Here is a 16,555-nt window from a genome sequence, read left to right as displayed (position 1 = left end):
TGCCGCGACCATACTGAAGAGCTTTCTCATGCCATCCCCCCTTGCAGCCGCTCCGAACAGCCCGCAATTATCAGACATCATAACCCGAACTATTCACAGGAACAATTCCGCGCGTGTTTCGACCACCCGGTCAGTGCGATGCAAAGTGCGTCACGAGATCGTAGATGTAGTCCCGACCGCGGTAGAGCACGTCAGTCGAAATACGTTCGTTCAGCCCGTGCGTGCCGGCCGTGGCGGGATCATTCCAAAGCCTGGGAAGGTCGAGCGGCGGTGTCACCGCGACCGGGCGCTCCTGAATCTTGCTCGGCGACACCTTGACCTGCGGATCGGCGGTGACCTGTTCGATTGCTGCCTTGGTCTCGGCGGCGGTTTCCCCCGGCGCGATGCGGCAGTTGACGGACGCCGTCACCCGCTGCGGCAAGGCGTTCGCGACGTGGCCGCCCTCGATCAGCGTGGCGACGCACGTCGTGCGCAGCAACGGGTTGAGGCTTAGGTCCGCCGAGACTGGGCTCATCGCGGGGAACGCTGAGCCATTCAAACTCTGTTATATTCCCGAACTGGATATGTTTCGCCAATCCCTTCTTGGCGCCCTCCTATTGGGTCGTGTGTCCTCGGTTACGGATTTCATCGCCTGTGTGTTTGGGATTATGCTGGGCGTATCTGGCGATCGTAAATTCCGATTGGCGAGCTCCTCACGCCTGTAGACGGCTTCGCCAAGCCATCTGGCGGCGCGGACGTCCAGTCATTCGCGTTCCGAGCCTGCGATTGCCTGCTACGTAGATGTCCGGCGTTCACTAAGTAGATGCGTTCGCGCGATGCGCAGCGATTAACTGACAGTTCCCAATGCCGACCGAAAAAGCAGATCAACGATCGTCTGAAGTTGGGAAGCGGCAAACCGATCCGGAATGATCACGAGTGGGTCGTCTCGCCGCGCGTGGTAATGCTGCCGAGGCTCGGTCCTTGCGAATTTGGCGGGCTATTGGCTGTCTCTCGCCTCGTCAAACGCCGACCGGTTGCCTTCGATTTCCGCGATGTGCGCGCCGGCCCAGTATCCGAGTTCGCGGATCGGATCGGCCAATGAGCGGCCAAGAACCGTGAGGGCGTACTCCACTTGAGGCGGCACGGTTGGGTGGACGGTGCGGGCCACCATACCATCGCGTTCAAGCGCACGCAGCGTTCGGGCGAGCATCTGTTGGCTAATGCCGCCGATGGTGCGCTTGATGTCGTTGAAGCGCCGCGGCCGCTCCGTGAGGGTCATCACAATCATCACGGCCCATTTGTCGCCGATCAGGCTGAGAACACCGCTGAACCGTTTGCATTCGACGTGGACGGGCTCGGGGGTGGTCAGCTCCATATGACTAGGTCCTGTAAAAATGCCTTCTTGGCGGGGTGCGTCAGGTCACATAGCTGGTCTAGGTCACTTTTCCAGACCGGAGCTAATCCTATGAACATCCTGCACATCGATGCCAGTGCAAGCGACAGCGGTGCCTCACATACACGTCGCCTCTCAAGGGAACTCGTTGAGCGGCTCAAAACGGCCAATCCCGGTTCGACAATCGCGTACCGCGATCTCGTCGCCAACAAGCTTCCGCACGTGGACATGACAATCCGGCATGCCTGGGCGGCCGAGAACACCGGCGACACCAAGCTCGCCGAGACGATGAGCCGATCCAAGGCTCTGATTGACGAACTCAAGGCGGCGGACGTGGTGGTAGTCGGCTCGCCCATGTACAACTTTACGGTGCCCTCGACGTTGAAGGCCTGGGTCGACCATGTGGCAATCGCCGGGCAAACTTTCAGCTACACGGCCGAGGGACCACGCGGCTTGCTCAGCGGCAAGGTCTATCTCGTCCTCTCGTCGGGGGGAGTTTACTCGCAAGGACCGTTCGCCGCGTACGATCATCTGTCGACCTACCTCAAGGCGATCTTCAACTTCCTTGGCATCGTGGACATTGAGGTGATCCGAGCGGAAGGCATCGCTTACGGACCGGAGCAGGATCGAGCCGCAATGGCGAGCGCTGCTCAGAAAATTGAGGAGATCGTCGCCTGATCAGGTCGGCAGGGAAGCCAGTCACGGAGACAGGGCCGTGGCTGGCTACCTGATTAAAACTGGGGATTAGACCTGAACAAACGGCCGGTTCAGGAGCGGAGTGAGTCCATTCTGGATGACCGGGAATGGGTCTTGCTAGCCTTCTGCGGCTCGATAGTTTCGCCCCCCAAGCGAACCGTTTTTGCGGCTGGCGATCAGCCGCGGGACTCTCCTGGTCTGGTGACCTGTGACGTCCATTCTTCGATGCCAAGCTGTTGAGGAAGTGTCTGAAGCGCCGTGTTGAGCGCGGTGTTTCGCGACGAGAGACAGCCCCTGTCGTGTCTGAGCGTGGTGACCGTGCCGTCAGATCTGGTCCAGGTGAGGACGTAGCTCGAACTGTCCGAGATCTGTTGTTCGCAGATCGTGTTGATCGTCGCCCCGGTACCGGGGCGATATGGTGCCAGCGCGGTTTCAATCGCCCGGTAGGCGTCCGGACCGCCTTCGCGGACTCTCTTACCCAAGACCGCCGTATGCCGCTCGCCGACGAACCTGACGGCGCCGTTGCCGTCGACCTCCACCTTATAAACGGGGCAAAAACCGAAGCACGGTCCGACGGACCATGCGATCGTCTCCCTGATGTTCCTAGTCGACTGTCCGAGGACGGGCAGCGCCGTGGTTTTCGCGCATCCTCCCAGCGCCGAAAGCCACAAAACCGCGCAGCCGAGCTTTATCGTCGATTTCATTGCGCCTGCCTTTTTAAATCGACTGGCAGTTCGCCAATTGGGCAGTAGCGATAGGTCGTGGCATTGCGTCCATGCCCTAGCAAGAACGTCAGTGCGTCCTGGACGGCGACCGTCTGCTTTTCGACGACGCGCGGGGCGGGACCTGCGCCCGCATCGATGCATGACTGACTCACGTCATAAGTGTTTCCCCGCCGCGATAGTATTCGAGCGATGCATGATCGAGTGTGGGCGGTGCTGATGCCCTTGCCGTCATACTGTCGGATCGAGACGTTCGCAGGCTCACGGCAAGATGCCCCCTTTTCGACGTAAATCCCCGGCTTCAGAAAGTAGACGCCGCCGGGTTTGCGCGAGATATCCGCGCTGGCGACGGCGGCGCTAGCGACCAATCCAGCTGAAGCGAGGGCAAGCGTTACCCGTAAAGCCTTATTAGTTTTCATGCTTTTTCCTAACAGATGCTGGTCGTCCTCGGGTTAAGAGGGGAAACCAGAACGGCGGGCTAAGCAACCATTTCTACGGTTTTCAAGAAAGCCGGCGTGCCGTCGGGCAGGGGACCACCAGTGGCACCACTCTTGCCTGGAAAATGAATGAGTGTCTGAAGGTGGTAAGCGGGGAAGGGCACGCGAATGTCCGGGTATGGGTCAGAACCGCAGAGGTGGCTCCCGATCAGGAACGATCCAAGCCGCGCACATGCTCCCACACGTTGGAAATGACGACCGATCCCTCTCCTACCGAGGATGCCACGCGTTTCACCGACCCGGCGCGGACGTCGCCGACGGCATAGATGCCTGTGCGCGAGGTGGCGAAAGGCGACAATGCCCCAGCCGCTTCGCCGGTGAGCACGAAGCCCTTGCCGTCGAGAGCGACCAGTTCGGAGAGCCAGCCCGTATTCGGTGCCGCGCCGACCATCACGAAGATGGCGCAGCTTGCCACGATGCGGTCGCCGTCTCCATTGCGGATCGTCACCGCCTCCAGACTATGCCTGCCATGAAGTTCGACGGCATAGGTACCGTATTCAATGGTGATTGCGGGGTCTGCCTCGAGCCTGCTCAACAGATAGTTGGACATGGACGAGGCCAAGGTGTCGCCACGCACCAGTAGGCGAACGTGCCGGGCCGTACGGCTGAGGAACATCGCCGCTTGCCCGGCGGAATTGCCTCCGCCGATGACCAACACCTCGGTATCTCGGCAGAAGCGTGCCTCATTCTCGGTCGCCGCATAATAAACGCCCGTGCCCTCGAACTCCGCGAGGCGTGCGATTGGCAGGCGCCTGTACTGGACCCCGGTGGCGACCACAACAGCGGCGGCGAGAACGCGCCGACCGTTGGCGAAGGTCGCACAGAAGGCGCCGCTGTCGAGCTGGTCCAGCGACTCGATGCGCCGTGGCATGACGAAGCGCGTTCCGAATTTCATCGCCTGCACCTCGCCGCGCCACACAAGATCGGCACCTGAGATGCCGGTGGGGAAGCCCATATAGTTCTCTATCCGGCTGGAAGTGCCTGCCTGGCCGCCAATAGCGGTCTCGTCGACCACCAGCGCGCGCAATCCTTCGGCTCCCGCATAGACGCCGGCTGACACGCCGGCAGGGCCGGCTCCGACGATGAGTACGTCGAATGCCTCGTTTTCGGGAACGTCCTGATCGAGTCCGAGTAGCCGCGCCACCTTTTCCGGCGTTGGATCGCTCACCACCAAGTCGCGGCCGAACACCACGACGGGCTCTTGTGGCGCGGTTCCGCAACTGCTGGCGACATGGGCGGCCTCATCGCTGCCGAGCGGGTAGGAGCGGTAGGGCAGGCGGTTGCGCGCGGCGAACTCGGCCACTTTTCTAACGGCCCGGTCCTCCTCTTCGCCAACCAACACCAGCATGCCGTCGCCAGCATCCAGCTGTCGCCGACGGCGTGCCGCCAAAACCGTGATGACGATGTCCGACAACTCCGGTATGTCCGACATCAGGCTAAGCATCGTGGATCGTGGTACTTCCACGACAGCCGTGTCGCTCGCTGCACGCATCGGTAGCGACCATGTGCCCCCGGACAGCAGTGAGATCTCACCCATAAACTGGGTAGGCCCCAGCGTTGAATGCACAAGCCGATCGCCCGTGAACGGATTGACGACCTCAATTTCCCCATCTTCCACATAAACGAAGCGGTCGGCCAGACCGCCTATCTCGGCCAGCATCGCTCCCTTGGGATAATGAGTGCGTGTCCCCGCCGCCCGGATCGCGGCAATATGAGCAGGCTGCAGCGGAACCCGCTGCATTTCCCGCAAGTCACGGCCGATCGTTTCCATGGACGCTGTCCCCTATGCGAATTGACACTAGCTCGACGAACGTGGCGACGGCAATCGCCGGTGAACAGCCTCGGCCTGATGCGGACGCGCCTGGATACGCACCGCGATGGCATTGACGACACTCGGGACAGATTGCAGGACGACCCTACCAGCAGGATAGAAGGGTGGTTTTGTGCATCCAGCGGCGAACTTTGAGCTGATCATCGTCATGTTCCTGGTAGTGTTGGGGCTTCACTATTTGGCTCGGCGTCTGTCGCTACCGCCGGCGGCCGCGCTGATTGTCGGCGGGTGTGCGGTCGCCTTCGTGCCGGGTGTGCAAGGGATCGCGATTGATCCGGAACTGGTCCTTGTCCTGTTTCTCCCGCCCCTCCTGATGGACGGCGCATGGTTCACCGCTGTTGCGCCGTTCCGGCGTCACATGGCCGGCATTCTTTCGCTAGCGGTTGGCGCTGTCTTCTTTACCACTGTGGTTGTGGCGATCGTAACTAGGCTGCTGATGCCGCAGCTACCCTGGGCCGCCTGCGTCGCGCTCGGCGCGATCCTGTCGCCGCCCGATGCCGTATCCGCCCGCGCCGTGTTGCAGCGAGTCAAGTTGCCACGCCGGCTGACCACGCTGCTCGAAGGCGAAAGTCTGCTAAACGACGCTGCCGGCCTGGTCCTGTTCCGGTTCGCGGTGGCGGCAGTGTTGACCGGCAGCTTCCATGCGGGTGCGGCGACGGGAACCTTCCTTGTACTGGTGGTGGGTGGCATCGCGGTGGGCGCGGCGATCGGTGGGCTTTGGGTCGTTCTGCTTCGCCGGCTTGGAGACGATACGCTGATGATTGCAGCGACGGTGCTAGTCTGTTGGAGCGCCTATATCGCAGGCGAAATGCTGCACGTTTCCGGCGTGATCGCGGTAGTTACCGCTGGCCTGACCTGCGGCTGGTATCAGCACGTCGTATTCGACGCGCACGTCCGCATCCGGGCGCTGGCGTTTTGGCAGGTGCTCGTGTTTCTTCTCGAAGCAGCTGTCTTTCTGCTCATCGGTCTGTCGTTGCGAGGGTTGCTGGACCGTGTCGGCGGCCTTGGTGTGGTTGTGGACACGATGGCACAGCCCGTGCTGCTCATCGTCCTGTCAGTTGTAGTCGCGCGGTTTTTATGGATTCTCGGCGTCGATGCCGGCGTCGCGGCCACTCGGCGTATCGGTTGGACGCGACAGCAACCGCTGGGCGCGCGTGCGGCGGTGGTGATGAGCTGGGCAGGAATGCGCGGTGTGGTGACGCTGGCGGTCGCGCTCTCGCTACCAGAGACGATGCCAGCGCGGGATCTAATGCTCGTCACCGCCTTTGCTGTAATTCTCGTCACCGTCTTGGTGCAGGGCACGTCACTGGGCTGGGTCATTCGGACCGTGAAGCCCTACGATGACGGCAGGGCGCGACCGCCGCTCGATTTGCACTCGGCCGAGATGCTGCTGTTCCAGGCACAGTTGGCTCTTGTTGAGCGCGAGGCAGTGGCGGCTGACGGTACGGTCATTCACCCACAACTCCTGCGACGCTACCGGACCCGTGCAACGGCAGCAGATGCGTTCGACGGCACGGTGGAGGAGCGCAACGCGGCTATCGCCAGCCATTTCGATGTCATCATTGCCGCGGTCACGGCTGGTCGCGCCGAGCTTGTCCGCCTGCACCGTGCTGGCCGGATCGACGACGAGACGCTTCACGATCTCGAACACGATCTCGACCTTGAGGAGCTTGCCGCAGCGGCAGCGAAGGGATGAACGAACGCCTGAACGTCCGAACGTGGGAAGCTTAGAAGCCGTCGCGAGCGTCGGCAATTGGGTCGAGACGGACAGCTAAGACCATCGATCAGGCGCGGCCGATTACCGCGATTAACGGGTCGCTTGCACTCCCGTCAGCCAAGACCTCGATTGAAACCTCAGCGAAGCCGGCACGCTGCAGGTAGAGCCGGACCAGTGCCGCATGCCCATTGGTATCGAGCGCGCGCCAGATTGCCACTGCTTTCGTCGGGAAGCAGCGGTTCGAGAAGCTGACTACGAACGGCGCGCCGGCGACCAGCACGCGGCGGACTTCGGCGAACACCGCTACCGGCCGTTGCAGGTATTGAGCACCAACGCAGCACAACGCAGCATCGAAGGTGCCCTCATCGAGGGGCAGCATCGGCTCGCGGTTGAGATCCTGCACGAACCAGCGGTTCAGGCGCGGGTTGGTAGCGAGCTCGTCGGGGTTCATGCCGTGGCCTACGATCTGGGTATACTCGATATCGTCGGGCAGATGGCTGATCCAGCTCGACATCAGATCGAGAACGCGGCCGCCGTTGGGGAGCGCGGCGCGGTAGAAGCCGGTCAGCGCCGCGATGGCGCCCGCGTCGATGTGGGTGACCAATCGCGAGGGCGCGTAGAAGGCACGATCATCGCCCGCATCTTGCTTGTTGAACGCGCCGGCCGGCAGCTCGGGGAGTAAGTCGTCGGTCATGAGCTCGCGCTTAGCATTGATCACCCGGCGTCAGAAATGCGCGAAGACACGACAGCCGTATTGGCTTGATCGTAAACACTCGGTCAGGGGCAATTGCAAGCCACCGGGTCCAGTGCCAACATGAACAGATGGTTGAAGTTAGTAAGCCAGAAAACGGCGGGGGGTGCCCGGAATTGGGTCTTCCACGCAGCAAAGTGGACTGGCGGCAAGCGCCTAGACCCGGTCATTCCTGATGAGCGAGCTCCGCACGGTAGAGGCATGCACAGCCTTGCCACTCTGTGCTCCTTCGTCTCGTTGGATGCGCGACAATGCGACCCGAATCCTCCAAGCGCGTTCTAACACAACGACAACGCGGTAAATTTGGAGAGAACGATGGCCGATCTAAACGCAACCGATGCGCTGCTGGACGACTTCGGCAATTTGCCAATCCATCCAACCGGCTCGGGCATTGCAGACTTAGAAATTGCGTATGAGCAGATGAAATTAGCTGAAGAAGCGAATGCTTCTAATGCCCTGAGTATCCCGGATTCCGACGCTCTGATTGACAATCCCAATGCTGAGATGACAGGGATCGAAACTGAGGCTGTGGAAGAGAGCGCAGCGCATCCGAGCTGATATCGTGATTTTCTAAGGCACATCCCCCTTTTAAAGATGACCATGAGCTTCCAGCAGTTACGTCGCTTAGTAGTGTAAGCGGCGTGATCGCTGGAAGTCTCTTGGGTCAGGACCCGTTGATGTGAGAGGGCGATCTGATTCAGGCTCCGCGAGGAGAACTGACGCAAGCGACCTTTACTGGCTGACGGACGGGCGGATAGAGTGTCTGCGCCGTATTACCCCAAAAGTTATGCCACGCCGCGTGTTGATGATCGGCGGTTTTGAGCGGCATTGTTTTCATCAGTCGCAACGTATCGCGCTGACGTGACGCCTCTAGCGAGACGATCTCCCCGAAAGCCGGCCGGCAGCTATCCGGCGGGAAAGCTGCCAGTCCGCAAGCGCCCACTATCGGACGCTTAGGTTGGCGATGCGTGAACCTAAAAGATGGTGTATCGCGGCGGCTGCATTTCGACCTTTGTGAGATTGCAACCCCTTCACATACTATGCCTAGATCGGGGTCGAGCCTGACCTCGAGCATCGAGGGAAGGAGTGTGAGCGATGGCGCATTTCGTGGGTCTGGACGTCTCGGTGAAGGAGACGTCGGTGTGCGTTGTGGACGATGCGGGCGCGGTGGTGTGCGAGCGTAAGGTGCCGACCGAACCCGATGACATAGCCGTACTGCTGACGTCGATCGGCGGCGATTACGTCAGGGTCGGGATAGAAGCCGGGCCATTGTCGCAATGGCTGGTGAACGGTCTAAGCGAGGCGGGTCTTCCCGTGATCTGCGTCGAGACACGGCACGTGAAGGCCCTTTTGCAGGCGCAGCAGATCAACAAATCCGACCGTAACGCCGCGCGTGGGATCGCGCAGATGATGCGGGTGGGGCTGTTCAGCCGGTGCATGTGAAGACGCTATCAAAGTATGCCGCAAGCGACACGACCGCGCCCAATCGTTCACCGGCGGGGAGGAGTGGGACACCTTCACGCATGGTTCGCCTCCCGTGCCGAGAGATACGCGGAAAGGCGTGCGATCGTGCTGGCGCGAGGCGTGCGTCCGGCGCGTAGGTCAGTCACCAGCGCCGGGTCGCCAACAGCCTCGCGACCAATGCGGGACAGGGTGATTCCCGTGTCGCGGTGCAATCTGTCAATGCGCTGTAGGATTTGGGTTTTGGGGGCGACGGCAATCCGTGCCCTGTTATCGATGAATCGATACATGGTTTCGTCTCTTCGTTTTGGCCTACTACAGCCGTTCCCGGTGACGGACCGGGTGCCGGGAGGTAGTAGCCAGCCGAAGAGACTGGTGGAGAGCTTTCCCCCCGAAAGGGTATTGTATAGCGCCCCGCTCCCGACATAAGCTGTCGGCGAGCAGCGAACGCTAATTCGCTCTCATTCGGAGCATATCGCTCCGCGGTGTTCGGTCTTGGTCCCGCGCCAACGGGACAGCGACCTATCTTCGGTCAGGGCTACTACACCCACCGGCAACATGCCTAATTCCAACAGACCGCGCAAGCATCCTCCGCCAAGGGGATCGCTTTGGCGCGTTCTTCGGCGGATGATCCTGATGATGACGGATTGAAAACATGGCCGTGCGTTGTTGCGGCCTCTGATCACGGCTGACTATTTGAATTGATCGATCATTGGGTGGTAAGCAGTCCGGCCGCTTCCGGGCGGCGATTGCGGCCAGCAATGTCCGCTTCGCGCCCTGCAGTTGAGTGAATTGACGTGAACCAACGCCCGGTTTCCAGACCGACCGCATCGCAGCTTAAAATCGGAAGCGCATCCCGACAGACATCACCGATTCCTCGTAGCGGATCGCACGCGGCAGCGTCGCCGTCGTGCCGGCGTAAGGGCTGTCCGCGCCGTAAATGTAGGTGAGGTCGGAGCGGTAGGGCTTGGCCAACATGTTGGTCCAGTCAGCCGTCAGCGTCAGGCTCTTGAGCAGATCGTAACTCGCCGACAGATCGAGCCGCCCGATGCCACGGACATTCTCAATATAGGTGTCGGGCGCGCGAAACTGCAGCGCCGATTGGTAGCGGCTTCGGTAATTGTACGACAGACGCGTCGAAAAGCCGCCCTTCTCGAAAATGCCAGCGACGTTGTACGTCCATTTCGACACGCCGAGGATCGGCGTCTGCGTGACCGATCCGCCGAGTTCGCCGGGGACGCCGGTCTTGGCGTCGAGATAGGTGACGTTCGCGTCTACGCCGAACGATTTTGCCCAGGTCGGTAATCCATCGAAATCGAAGAAGGTCGTGAACAGAGCCTCCACGCCCTGAATACGACCGGCCCCGCTGTTGAACGGAGTCGTGACGTTTAGGCGATAGCCGTTCTCGTCCGTCGTCGGGATCTGGTAGCTCGAAATGAACCCGTTGAGATCGCGCCGGAAGGCCGCAACGGCGATCTGGCCAGCGCGCGAGAAGTAATATTCGAGCGAGACGTCGTAATTGTTCGATTTCAGCGGTTGAAGGTTGGGATTGCCTGAACTGCCGTTGCGGATGCAGCTACTCGCCGCTGGGTTCTGCGCGGCCGGAAGGATCTGGTTGGTGACCGGATCGAATTCGCAACCGGGCAGGGAACCTGCGTTGACCGCTGGATTATACTGACCGAAGCCCGGGCGCGAGCGCGTCTTGGTGGCCGCCAGGCGCAATTGCAGCGCGTCGGTGAAGCGGATCCGTGCGCTCGCATTGGGCAGCCAGTCGGTGTATTTCGTCGTCGCGTCGATCGGCGTCACCACGGACCCGCTCAGCGAGGTGCCGACCAGATTGAGCGTCGTGCCGACGACCCGAACCCCGACCGCGCCATCGACGCGAATACCCGTGCCGAACGCGTAGCGCAGCTGCCCGTAACCAGCATAGGATGTTTCCTGCGAACGATAGGTCGCCGCCGGATTGACCGGAGGTGTCCCCTCCGCGAGACCTGCAAAGCTGCGGAGGTCCGCGATATTGCTGCGGATACTCGCGTACGTCGGCGTGTAATAGCGTCCCAGCCCGTTGCCCGCGTCATTCGGGAAACCGCTCGGACCGACCGCATAGTCGACCGGCACCGCGCTGAGCGGCAGGCGCTCCCCTTCGAGATAGGCGTAGCGGTCCCCGTCCTGATATTGCGCGTTGCGGTCGACGTAACGGAAACCGGCCTCGATCTTGGTAAGGATGGCGTTTCCAGTGTCCCACGAACCGTCGATCCGTCCCTGCCAGTCGCGCCCTCGCGCAATTTGCTGCCGGTCGTAGAAGCCTCGGAAGATGTAATTGGCGGGGCTGTTCGCATCGACCCCGGAGAGCCCAAAGCTCGGAGTGCCGCCGGTCAATCCCGTGTTGAACGCCACCGTCGTGGGCGCAGCATAAGCCGTGTCGAACGAATAGACCGAATTGGTGAATGTGCTCGTGGTGCGGGCGACATCGGCAGACAGGTGGAAGCCACCGCCGTCATATTTGCCGCCGACGGCATATTGATAGGTGTCGGTCTTGCCATAGGTCGCGCCCTGGAAGCCTTCGGGGCGATTGGGGTTCACCGCGGTGCCGCTGTCGACCAGATTGCCGGTGCCGTATGCGATCCCGTTGTACGTCGTCAGCGGTGCCCCGTTCGCATCATTGCCGCGCGAATAAAGCGGAACGCTCGTCTCGCGATCGGAGACCTTGTTGCGGAACCCCTGCCACAATCCTTCGGCGTAGAATTCGAGTCCCGGCTGCGGACGCCATTGCAGCGCACCGTTCAACGAAGGACGCGTGCGTCGCCCCTCGCCGAACGTGATGCGCTGGATATCGGGAAGCCGCGCAACGGTGTTGCCCGGCTGGAGCGTCGGCGTCGCGATGAAGTCGGTATTGGAAAGTGTCGAGTCAAGATAGTGTAGGCTGGTGTAACTGAAATTGATCAGCGCGCCGACCTCGCCGATCCCGGTGTTCCAGCGGTTCGTGACCAGCAGGTTGCCGTTGGGCGTGAAATCCTTAGAGCGTTTCTGATACTGGCCCCAGAGCGAGCCGGCCACCTCGAACCCCTTGAAGTCGAACGGCTTGCGCGACCGCACATTGACCGAACCGGCAAGGCCGCCTTCGACCAGGTCGGCGGTAGTCGTCTTGAACACCTCGATTGCGCCGATCCCGCCCGCCGGAAAATCCTGGAGGGCTACGGCGCGCGACTCCGCGGTGAAGATTTCGCGGCCGTTGTAGGTGGTGGTGAAGTCAGGAAGTCCTCGAACCAGCACGCGGCTCGCTTCGCCGCCACTGCGATCGACCTGCACGCCCGGAATGCGTGCGGCGGTGTCGGATAGCGCGACGTCGGGCAACTTGCCGATGTCGGAGGCGACGATCGAATCGACTTGCTGGACCGAATTGCGCTTGATCGCCTGCGCCGAACGCAAACTCTGCCGCAGGCCGGTGACGACGATATCGCCCCCCGCAGTCGCGTCTGGATTGTTGACCGGCGACTGAACGTTGGCGCTGACCGCGTCCTGCGCTGCCGCTGGCGTCGATCCCGCCGAATTGTCCTGGCTGGTTTCACCCTGCGCGGGGAGGGGGGACGGCGTGGGAGCGGACGCTACCTGTGCCCCTGCGGGCGATGCAGCGAGTGCGATGGTGGACGACGTAACGAGGATGACCAGCTTGCGGCGCATAAAACCCCTCCAACCAATGGCTTCGTTCTAGAAGCTCAAAATCGAGTTCCTAAAGCTCCATCCACGGCGCAGCAATAGATTATCATATAAATGAAAGTTAGTTACGAATGCGACGATTAAACTGGCTTTCCCGCCACCCTTTCGACGGTCCAGGCGAAGCGCTCTCGAGAAGGTTTGATTAGTAAGATAAATGCGATTGGCCTTTCAGGGCAGGCTCGCTATCACGCTGGAAACGCTGGGTCTGCCCGCGCGAACTCAAGGAGAGGCTATGAAAACGCTGGCGATAATCGCGCTGACCGGGGCGATGCTGAGTCCCGCCACGGCGCATGCGGCGGACGCGAAGCGCAGTACGTTCGGGACACTGCCCGATGGTCGTCCCGTGCCGGCGGTCACGCTCAGCAACGGCGCGGGCGTCAGCGCGACCGTGATCGCCTATGGTGCGGCCCTACAATCGCTGGTGATGCCCGACCGCGACGGCAAGCTGGCGGACGTCGCACTCAGCTACGGTTCGCTCGCCGAATTCCTCGCCAACCCGCAGTATTTCGGCGCGACCGTGGGCCGCTTTGCCAACCGCATCAAGGGCGGGCGATACACGCTCGATGGCAAGGCATATGAAGCGCCGGTCAACGACGGGCCCAACTCGCTCCACGGTGGAAAACTCGGTTTCGACAAGGTCTTGTGGCAGGTCGTGTCGGTAAAGTCCGGGCCGGTCGCTTCGGTCACGTTGCGCTATGTCAGCTCAGACGGGGACCAGGGCTATCCCGGCACTTTGACGGTGGATGCGACCTATTCGCTCGATGCGGCAAACGCGTTGACGATCGACTATAAAGCCACGACCGACCGGGCGACGATCGTCAACATCACCAACCACAATTACTGGAACCTGTCGGGCGAGGACTCGGCGACCGGCGCGATGGCGCATCGTGTCATGATTCCCGCGGAAAGCTATCTACCGACCGATGCCACCGCGATTCCGACCGGTGAGATCCGATCGGTCGCAGGCACCGTATTCGATTTCCGCACGCCGCATGCCGTCGGTGATCGGGTGCGCGACGCGAGGGATCAGCAGATCGTTTTCGGTCGCGGCTATGACCATAATTGGATCATCGGACGCATGGTCACCGCCGACCAGCATCTGATGGCCCGCGTCGAGGACCCGGCATCGGGACGCGGCTTCGAGCTTTGGTCAAACCAGCCCGGCCTGCAATTCTACTCGGGCAATTTCCTGAACGGCACCAGTTCGGGCAAGGCGCGCGGCCTCTACCGCGAGGGCGACGCGCTTGTGTTCGAACCCCAGATCTTCCCCGACACGCCCAATCAGCCCGCGTTCGGCTCCGCCCGGCTTGCGCCGGGCCAAACCTATCGCAACGTCATGACCTATCGCCTGACCTTTGGTCGGCGCTGACCCGCAAGGACCCGTTTATGATCCGCAGAACATTCTTCTTCGTAGCGGCCAGCGCAGTCGCGCTGATGGCTACCGCTTTTCCCGCCACGGCGCGGGAGCAATGGACCAAAGCCGATTCAAACCGGTGGTATGACAAGCAGCCATGGCTCCTCGGATCCAACTATGCCCCCGCAACCGCGATCAACCAGTTCGAGATGTGGCAAGCGGACACGTTCGATACCGCCACGATCGACAAGGAACTCGCGTGGGCTGAACAACTGCACATGAACACGATGCGCGTGTTTCTGCACAACATGCTGTGGGAACAGGACGCCGCCGGCTTCAAGCAGCGCATCGATACCTTCCTGAAAATCGCCGCCAAGCACAAGATCCGTCCCGTCTTCGTGTTGTTCGACAGTTGCTGGGATCCGAACCCCGAGCTTGGGCCGCAGCACCCCCCGATTCCCGGCGTGCACAACTCGGGCTGGGTACAGGGGCCAGGCGCGGCGCGACTGGCCGATACGGCGCAATATGGCAAGCTGCGGTCCTATGTCGAAGACATCGTCGGCAGTTTTGCGACCGACAAGCGTATCCTTGCTTGGGACGTTTGGAACGAGCCCAATAACGGCGGCGGCGGTGGCGGCTCATACGCCGAGACCCCGAACAAGACCGCGCTGGTCGCCCCATTGTTGGATCAAGTCTTCTCTTGGGCGCAGGCCAAGGACCCGATCCAGCCGCTGACCAGCGGCGTATGGACCGGCGATCATTGGGACCAGCCCGGCACGCTGGACGCGGTCGAGAAGATTCAGATCGCCCGCTCCGATATCATGACCTTCCACGATTACAGCTGGCCCGAAACGTTCCTGCGCCGGGCACGGCAGATGCTGAGCTATGGTCGACCGGTGATCTGCACCGAATACATGGCGCGGGGTGCAGGGTCGACCTTCGATGGATCGCTGCCGATCGCCAAGGCGCTCAACATCGGCATGGTCAATTGGGGCTTCGTCGATGGGAAGACGCAGACGCGAATGCCGTGGGACAGCTGGAAGAAGCCCTATACCTATGAGGAGCCGACCGTCTGGTTCCACGAAGTCCTGCGTTCCGACGGGTCACCGTACCGGGTTGCGGAGACCGATTTGATCAAGCGGCTCGCGATGGCACCGAAGGGTGTCGTGCCCAAGACGGTGTCGCTGCGGCAGTGACCGGTCGCTTGCGGGCGCGGTTTGGCGCACTGCTGCTGCTGGTCGGCGGCAGCGCGATTGCCCAGGATGTTCCGTCGGTAATTGTTGGTGCCGATCCCGACGCGATCTTCGCCGAGGGAGAGATGTGGATCTACCCGACCGGTCCCGGCGACAGGCTTGATGCATGGTCGTCCGGCGACCGGCGGCACTGGCAGGATCGCGCGACGTTGCTGCGTTTGGAAGACATCGCGTGGGCGGAAGCCGACCAAGTCCGCCGCCACTATCTTTGGGCACCGTCGATGGTCGCGGCGAACGGAAACTATTTCCTTTATTACTCCATCGGACCGCAGGACCCGACGCCGAGCCGACTGGGCGTCGCGCGATGCGCCACGCCGGCGGGGCCATGCACCGACAGCGGCAAGCCGTTGCTTACCGGCGGGAAGGGGTTCGAGGCGATCGATCCGATGGTGTTCGTCGACCGCCGAACAGGGCAGCGGCTGCTCTATGCCGGGGGCAGCGCCGGGGCTAGGTTGCGCGTGTTCGAACTAAGATCCGACATGGTGACGATTGCGCGGGAATTGCCGATCGCGCAGCCGCCCGGTTTTACCGAAGGTGTATTCCTGCACGAGCGGCAGGGAGTCTATTATCTTTCGTACAGCCACGGACACTGGAACCGGGCCGATTATTCGGTTCGCTATGCCACGTCCGCGTCACCAACCGGGCCTTGGGCCTATCAGGGTGTCATCCTCTCCTCTCAGGGCAGGTACAAAGGGCCAGGGCATCATGCGTTCGTCCGCGACGCGGCAACCGGTGAATGGCTGATCGTCTTCCACCGTTGGGAGAACAAGACGGGCACCGGACCTTTTCCTGGCAACCGTCGCATCGCGATCCAACAGATCGTTTATCGCGCCGACGGGACGATCGCGCCTGTCGATATGCTGGGTGATGCGGTTCGGCGCATAACGCCCCGATCGACCAGCGTAAACGCACGCTAGTTCAAGGCGATTGAGGGGCACGTCCCCCGCCTGGGAACCGTCGGCGAAGGTCGAGCCATTGGCTCGACCGCCATCTTATAGCGCAGCAATACGCTCCGCCCCTGCTTATCATCCTCAGGAAGAATGGAGGACGCACTTAAGTTCGAACCAAGGGCGCGCTGATTAGAGCGCGTCGTTAGTCTGGCAATAGCAATAACGCGCTAATGCTGCGCGTTTTGGTCGACTGCCGAGACGAGACTGGCGTTCGGGGTTCCTCGCCCCTCGCGA

13 protein-coding genes and 1 pseudogene are annotated in these 16,555 nt (G+C 61.5%); 7 read left to right on the top strand and 7 right to left on the bottom strand.

Features of this window, described 5'->3' with window-relative positions:
* Window positions 1–130: 130 nt before the first annotated feature.
* Together AC3WJR_RS08850 and AC3WJR_RS08845 are read right to left on the bottom strand one after the other, a co-directional pair.
* Entirely contained in the window at window positions 131–514 is a 384-nt protein-coding gene (locus AC3WJR_RS08850) for a peptidase dimerization domain-containing protein (protein ID WP_492724077.1), read from the bottom strand.
* Window positions 515–976: 462 nt separating this feature from the next.
* Window positions 977–1,354: a winged helix-turn-helix transcriptional regulator gene (locus AC3WJR_RS08845; RefSeq protein WP_492724075.1), complete on the bottom strand. Its 378-nt coding sequence runs from the start codon at window positions 1,352–1,354 to the stop codon at window positions 977–979.
* 90 nt (window positions 1,355–1,444) lie between these two features.
* On the opposite strand from AC3WJR_RS08845, the gene AC3WJR_RS08840 reads away from it, so the two are divergent.
* A complete protein-coding gene (locus tag AC3WJR_RS08840) occupies window positions 1,445–2,050 on the top strand; it encodes an FMN-dependent NADH-azoreductase (protein WP_492724072.1) in 606 nt (201 codons plus the stop codon).
* Between the two features lie 194 nt (window positions 2,051–2,244).
* On the opposite strand, the gene AC3WJR_RS08835 is transcribed toward AC3WJR_RS08840, so the two are convergent.
* From AC3WJR_RS08835 to AC3WJR_RS08825, 3 genes are all read right to left on the bottom strand, one after another.
* The gene (locus AC3WJR_RS08835; RefSeq protein WP_492724070.1) at window positions 2,245–2,772 is read right to left on the bottom strand and encodes a DUF6438 domain-containing protein; all 528 of its coding nucleotides are present in this window, start codon (window positions 2,770–2,772) and stop codon (window positions 2,245–2,247) included.
* The gene (locus tag AC3WJR_RS08830; protein ID WP_492724068.1) at window positions 2,769–3,209 is read right to left on the bottom strand and encodes a hypothetical protein; all 441 of its coding nucleotides are present in this window, start codon (window positions 3,207–3,209) and stop codon (window positions 2,769–2,771) included. The genes AC3WJR_RS08835 and AC3WJR_RS08830 overlap by 4 nt, the downstream gene beginning before the upstream one ends.
* Window positions 3,210–3,435: 226 nt before the next feature.
* Complete coding sequence (locus tag AC3WJR_RS08825; protein WP_492724066.1) at window positions 3,436–5,058, bottom strand: FAD-dependent oxidoreductase; 1,623 nt, start codon at window positions 5,056–5,058, stop codon at window positions 3,436–3,438.
* A gap of 172 nt (window positions 5,059–5,230) precedes the next feature.
* Between AC3WJR_RS08825 and AC3WJR_RS08820 the strand changes: the two genes are divergently transcribed.
* The gene (locus AC3WJR_RS08820; RefSeq protein WP_492724064.1) at window positions 5,231–6,814 is read left to right on the top strand and encodes a Na+/H+ antiporter; all 1,584 of its coding nucleotides are present in this window, start codon (window positions 5,231–5,233) and stop codon (window positions 6,812–6,814) included.
* Between the two features lie 88 nt (window positions 6,815–6,902).
* Here the strand turns inward: AC3WJR_RS08820 and AC3WJR_RS08815 are convergent, their stop codons facing one another.
* Window positions 6,903–7,529, bottom strand: a complete 627-nt coding sequence (locus AC3WJR_RS08815; protein WP_492724062.1) for a class I SAM-dependent methyltransferase — start codon at window positions 7,527–7,529, stop codon at window positions 6,903–6,905.
* A 372-nt stretch (window positions 7,530–7,901) separates the two neighbouring features.
* On the opposite strand from AC3WJR_RS08815, the gene AC3WJR_RS08810 reads away from it, so the two are divergent.
* A complete protein-coding gene (locus AC3WJR_RS08810) occupies window positions 7,902–8,144 on the top strand; it encodes a hypothetical protein (protein ID WP_492724060.1) in 243 nt (80 codons plus the stop codon).
* 537 nt (window positions 8,145–8,681) lie between these two features.
* Window positions 8,682–9,034 (top strand): annotated as a pseudogene (locus tag AC3WJR_RS08805) (IS110 family transposase); the annotation flags it as partial.
* 850 nt (window positions 9,035–9,884) lie between these two features.
* Here AC3WJR_RS08805 and AC3WJR_RS08800 read toward each other — a convergent pair.
* Window positions 9,885–12,728: a TonB-dependent receptor gene (locus AC3WJR_RS08800; RefSeq protein ID WP_492724058.1), complete on the bottom strand. Its 2,844-nt coding sequence runs from the start codon at window positions 12,726–12,728 to the stop codon at window positions 9,885–9,887.
* Window positions 12,729–12,996: 268 nt separating this feature from the next.
* Here AC3WJR_RS08800 and AC3WJR_RS08795 point away from each other — a divergent pair, with 268 nt between their 5' ends.
* From AC3WJR_RS08795 to AC3WJR_RS08785, 3 genes are read left to right on the top strand one after another with little or no spacing between them, the layout of a single operon-like run.
* The gene (locus AC3WJR_RS08795; protein WP_492724056.1) at window positions 12,997–14,133 is read left to right on the top strand and encodes an aldose epimerase family protein; all 1,137 of its coding nucleotides are present in this window, start codon (window positions 12,997–12,999) and stop codon (window positions 14,131–14,133) included.
* A gap of 17 nt (window positions 14,134–14,150) precedes the next feature.
* Window positions 14,151–15,314 carry a glycoside hydrolase 5 family protein gene (locus AC3WJR_RS08790; protein ID WP_492724054.1) on the top strand — a complete coding sequence of 388 codons (1,164 nt, stop codon included), beginning with the start codon at window positions 14,151–14,153 and terminating at the stop codon, window positions 15,312–15,314.
* Window positions 15,311–16,288: a family 43 glycosylhydrolase gene (locus tag AC3WJR_RS08785; protein WP_492724052.1), complete on the top strand. Its 978-nt coding sequence runs from the start codon at window positions 15,311–15,313 to the stop codon at window positions 16,286–16,288. The genes AC3WJR_RS08790 and AC3WJR_RS08785 overlap by 4 nt, the downstream gene beginning before the upstream one ends.
* Window positions 16,289–16,555: the final 267 nt, after the last annotated feature.

It is taken from the genome of Sphingomonas sp. FW306-05-A, from assembly GCF_058782275.1.
Note: the sequence above shows the minus strand (reverse complement) of the source record. Positions and strands in the feature narration are given on the sequence as shown.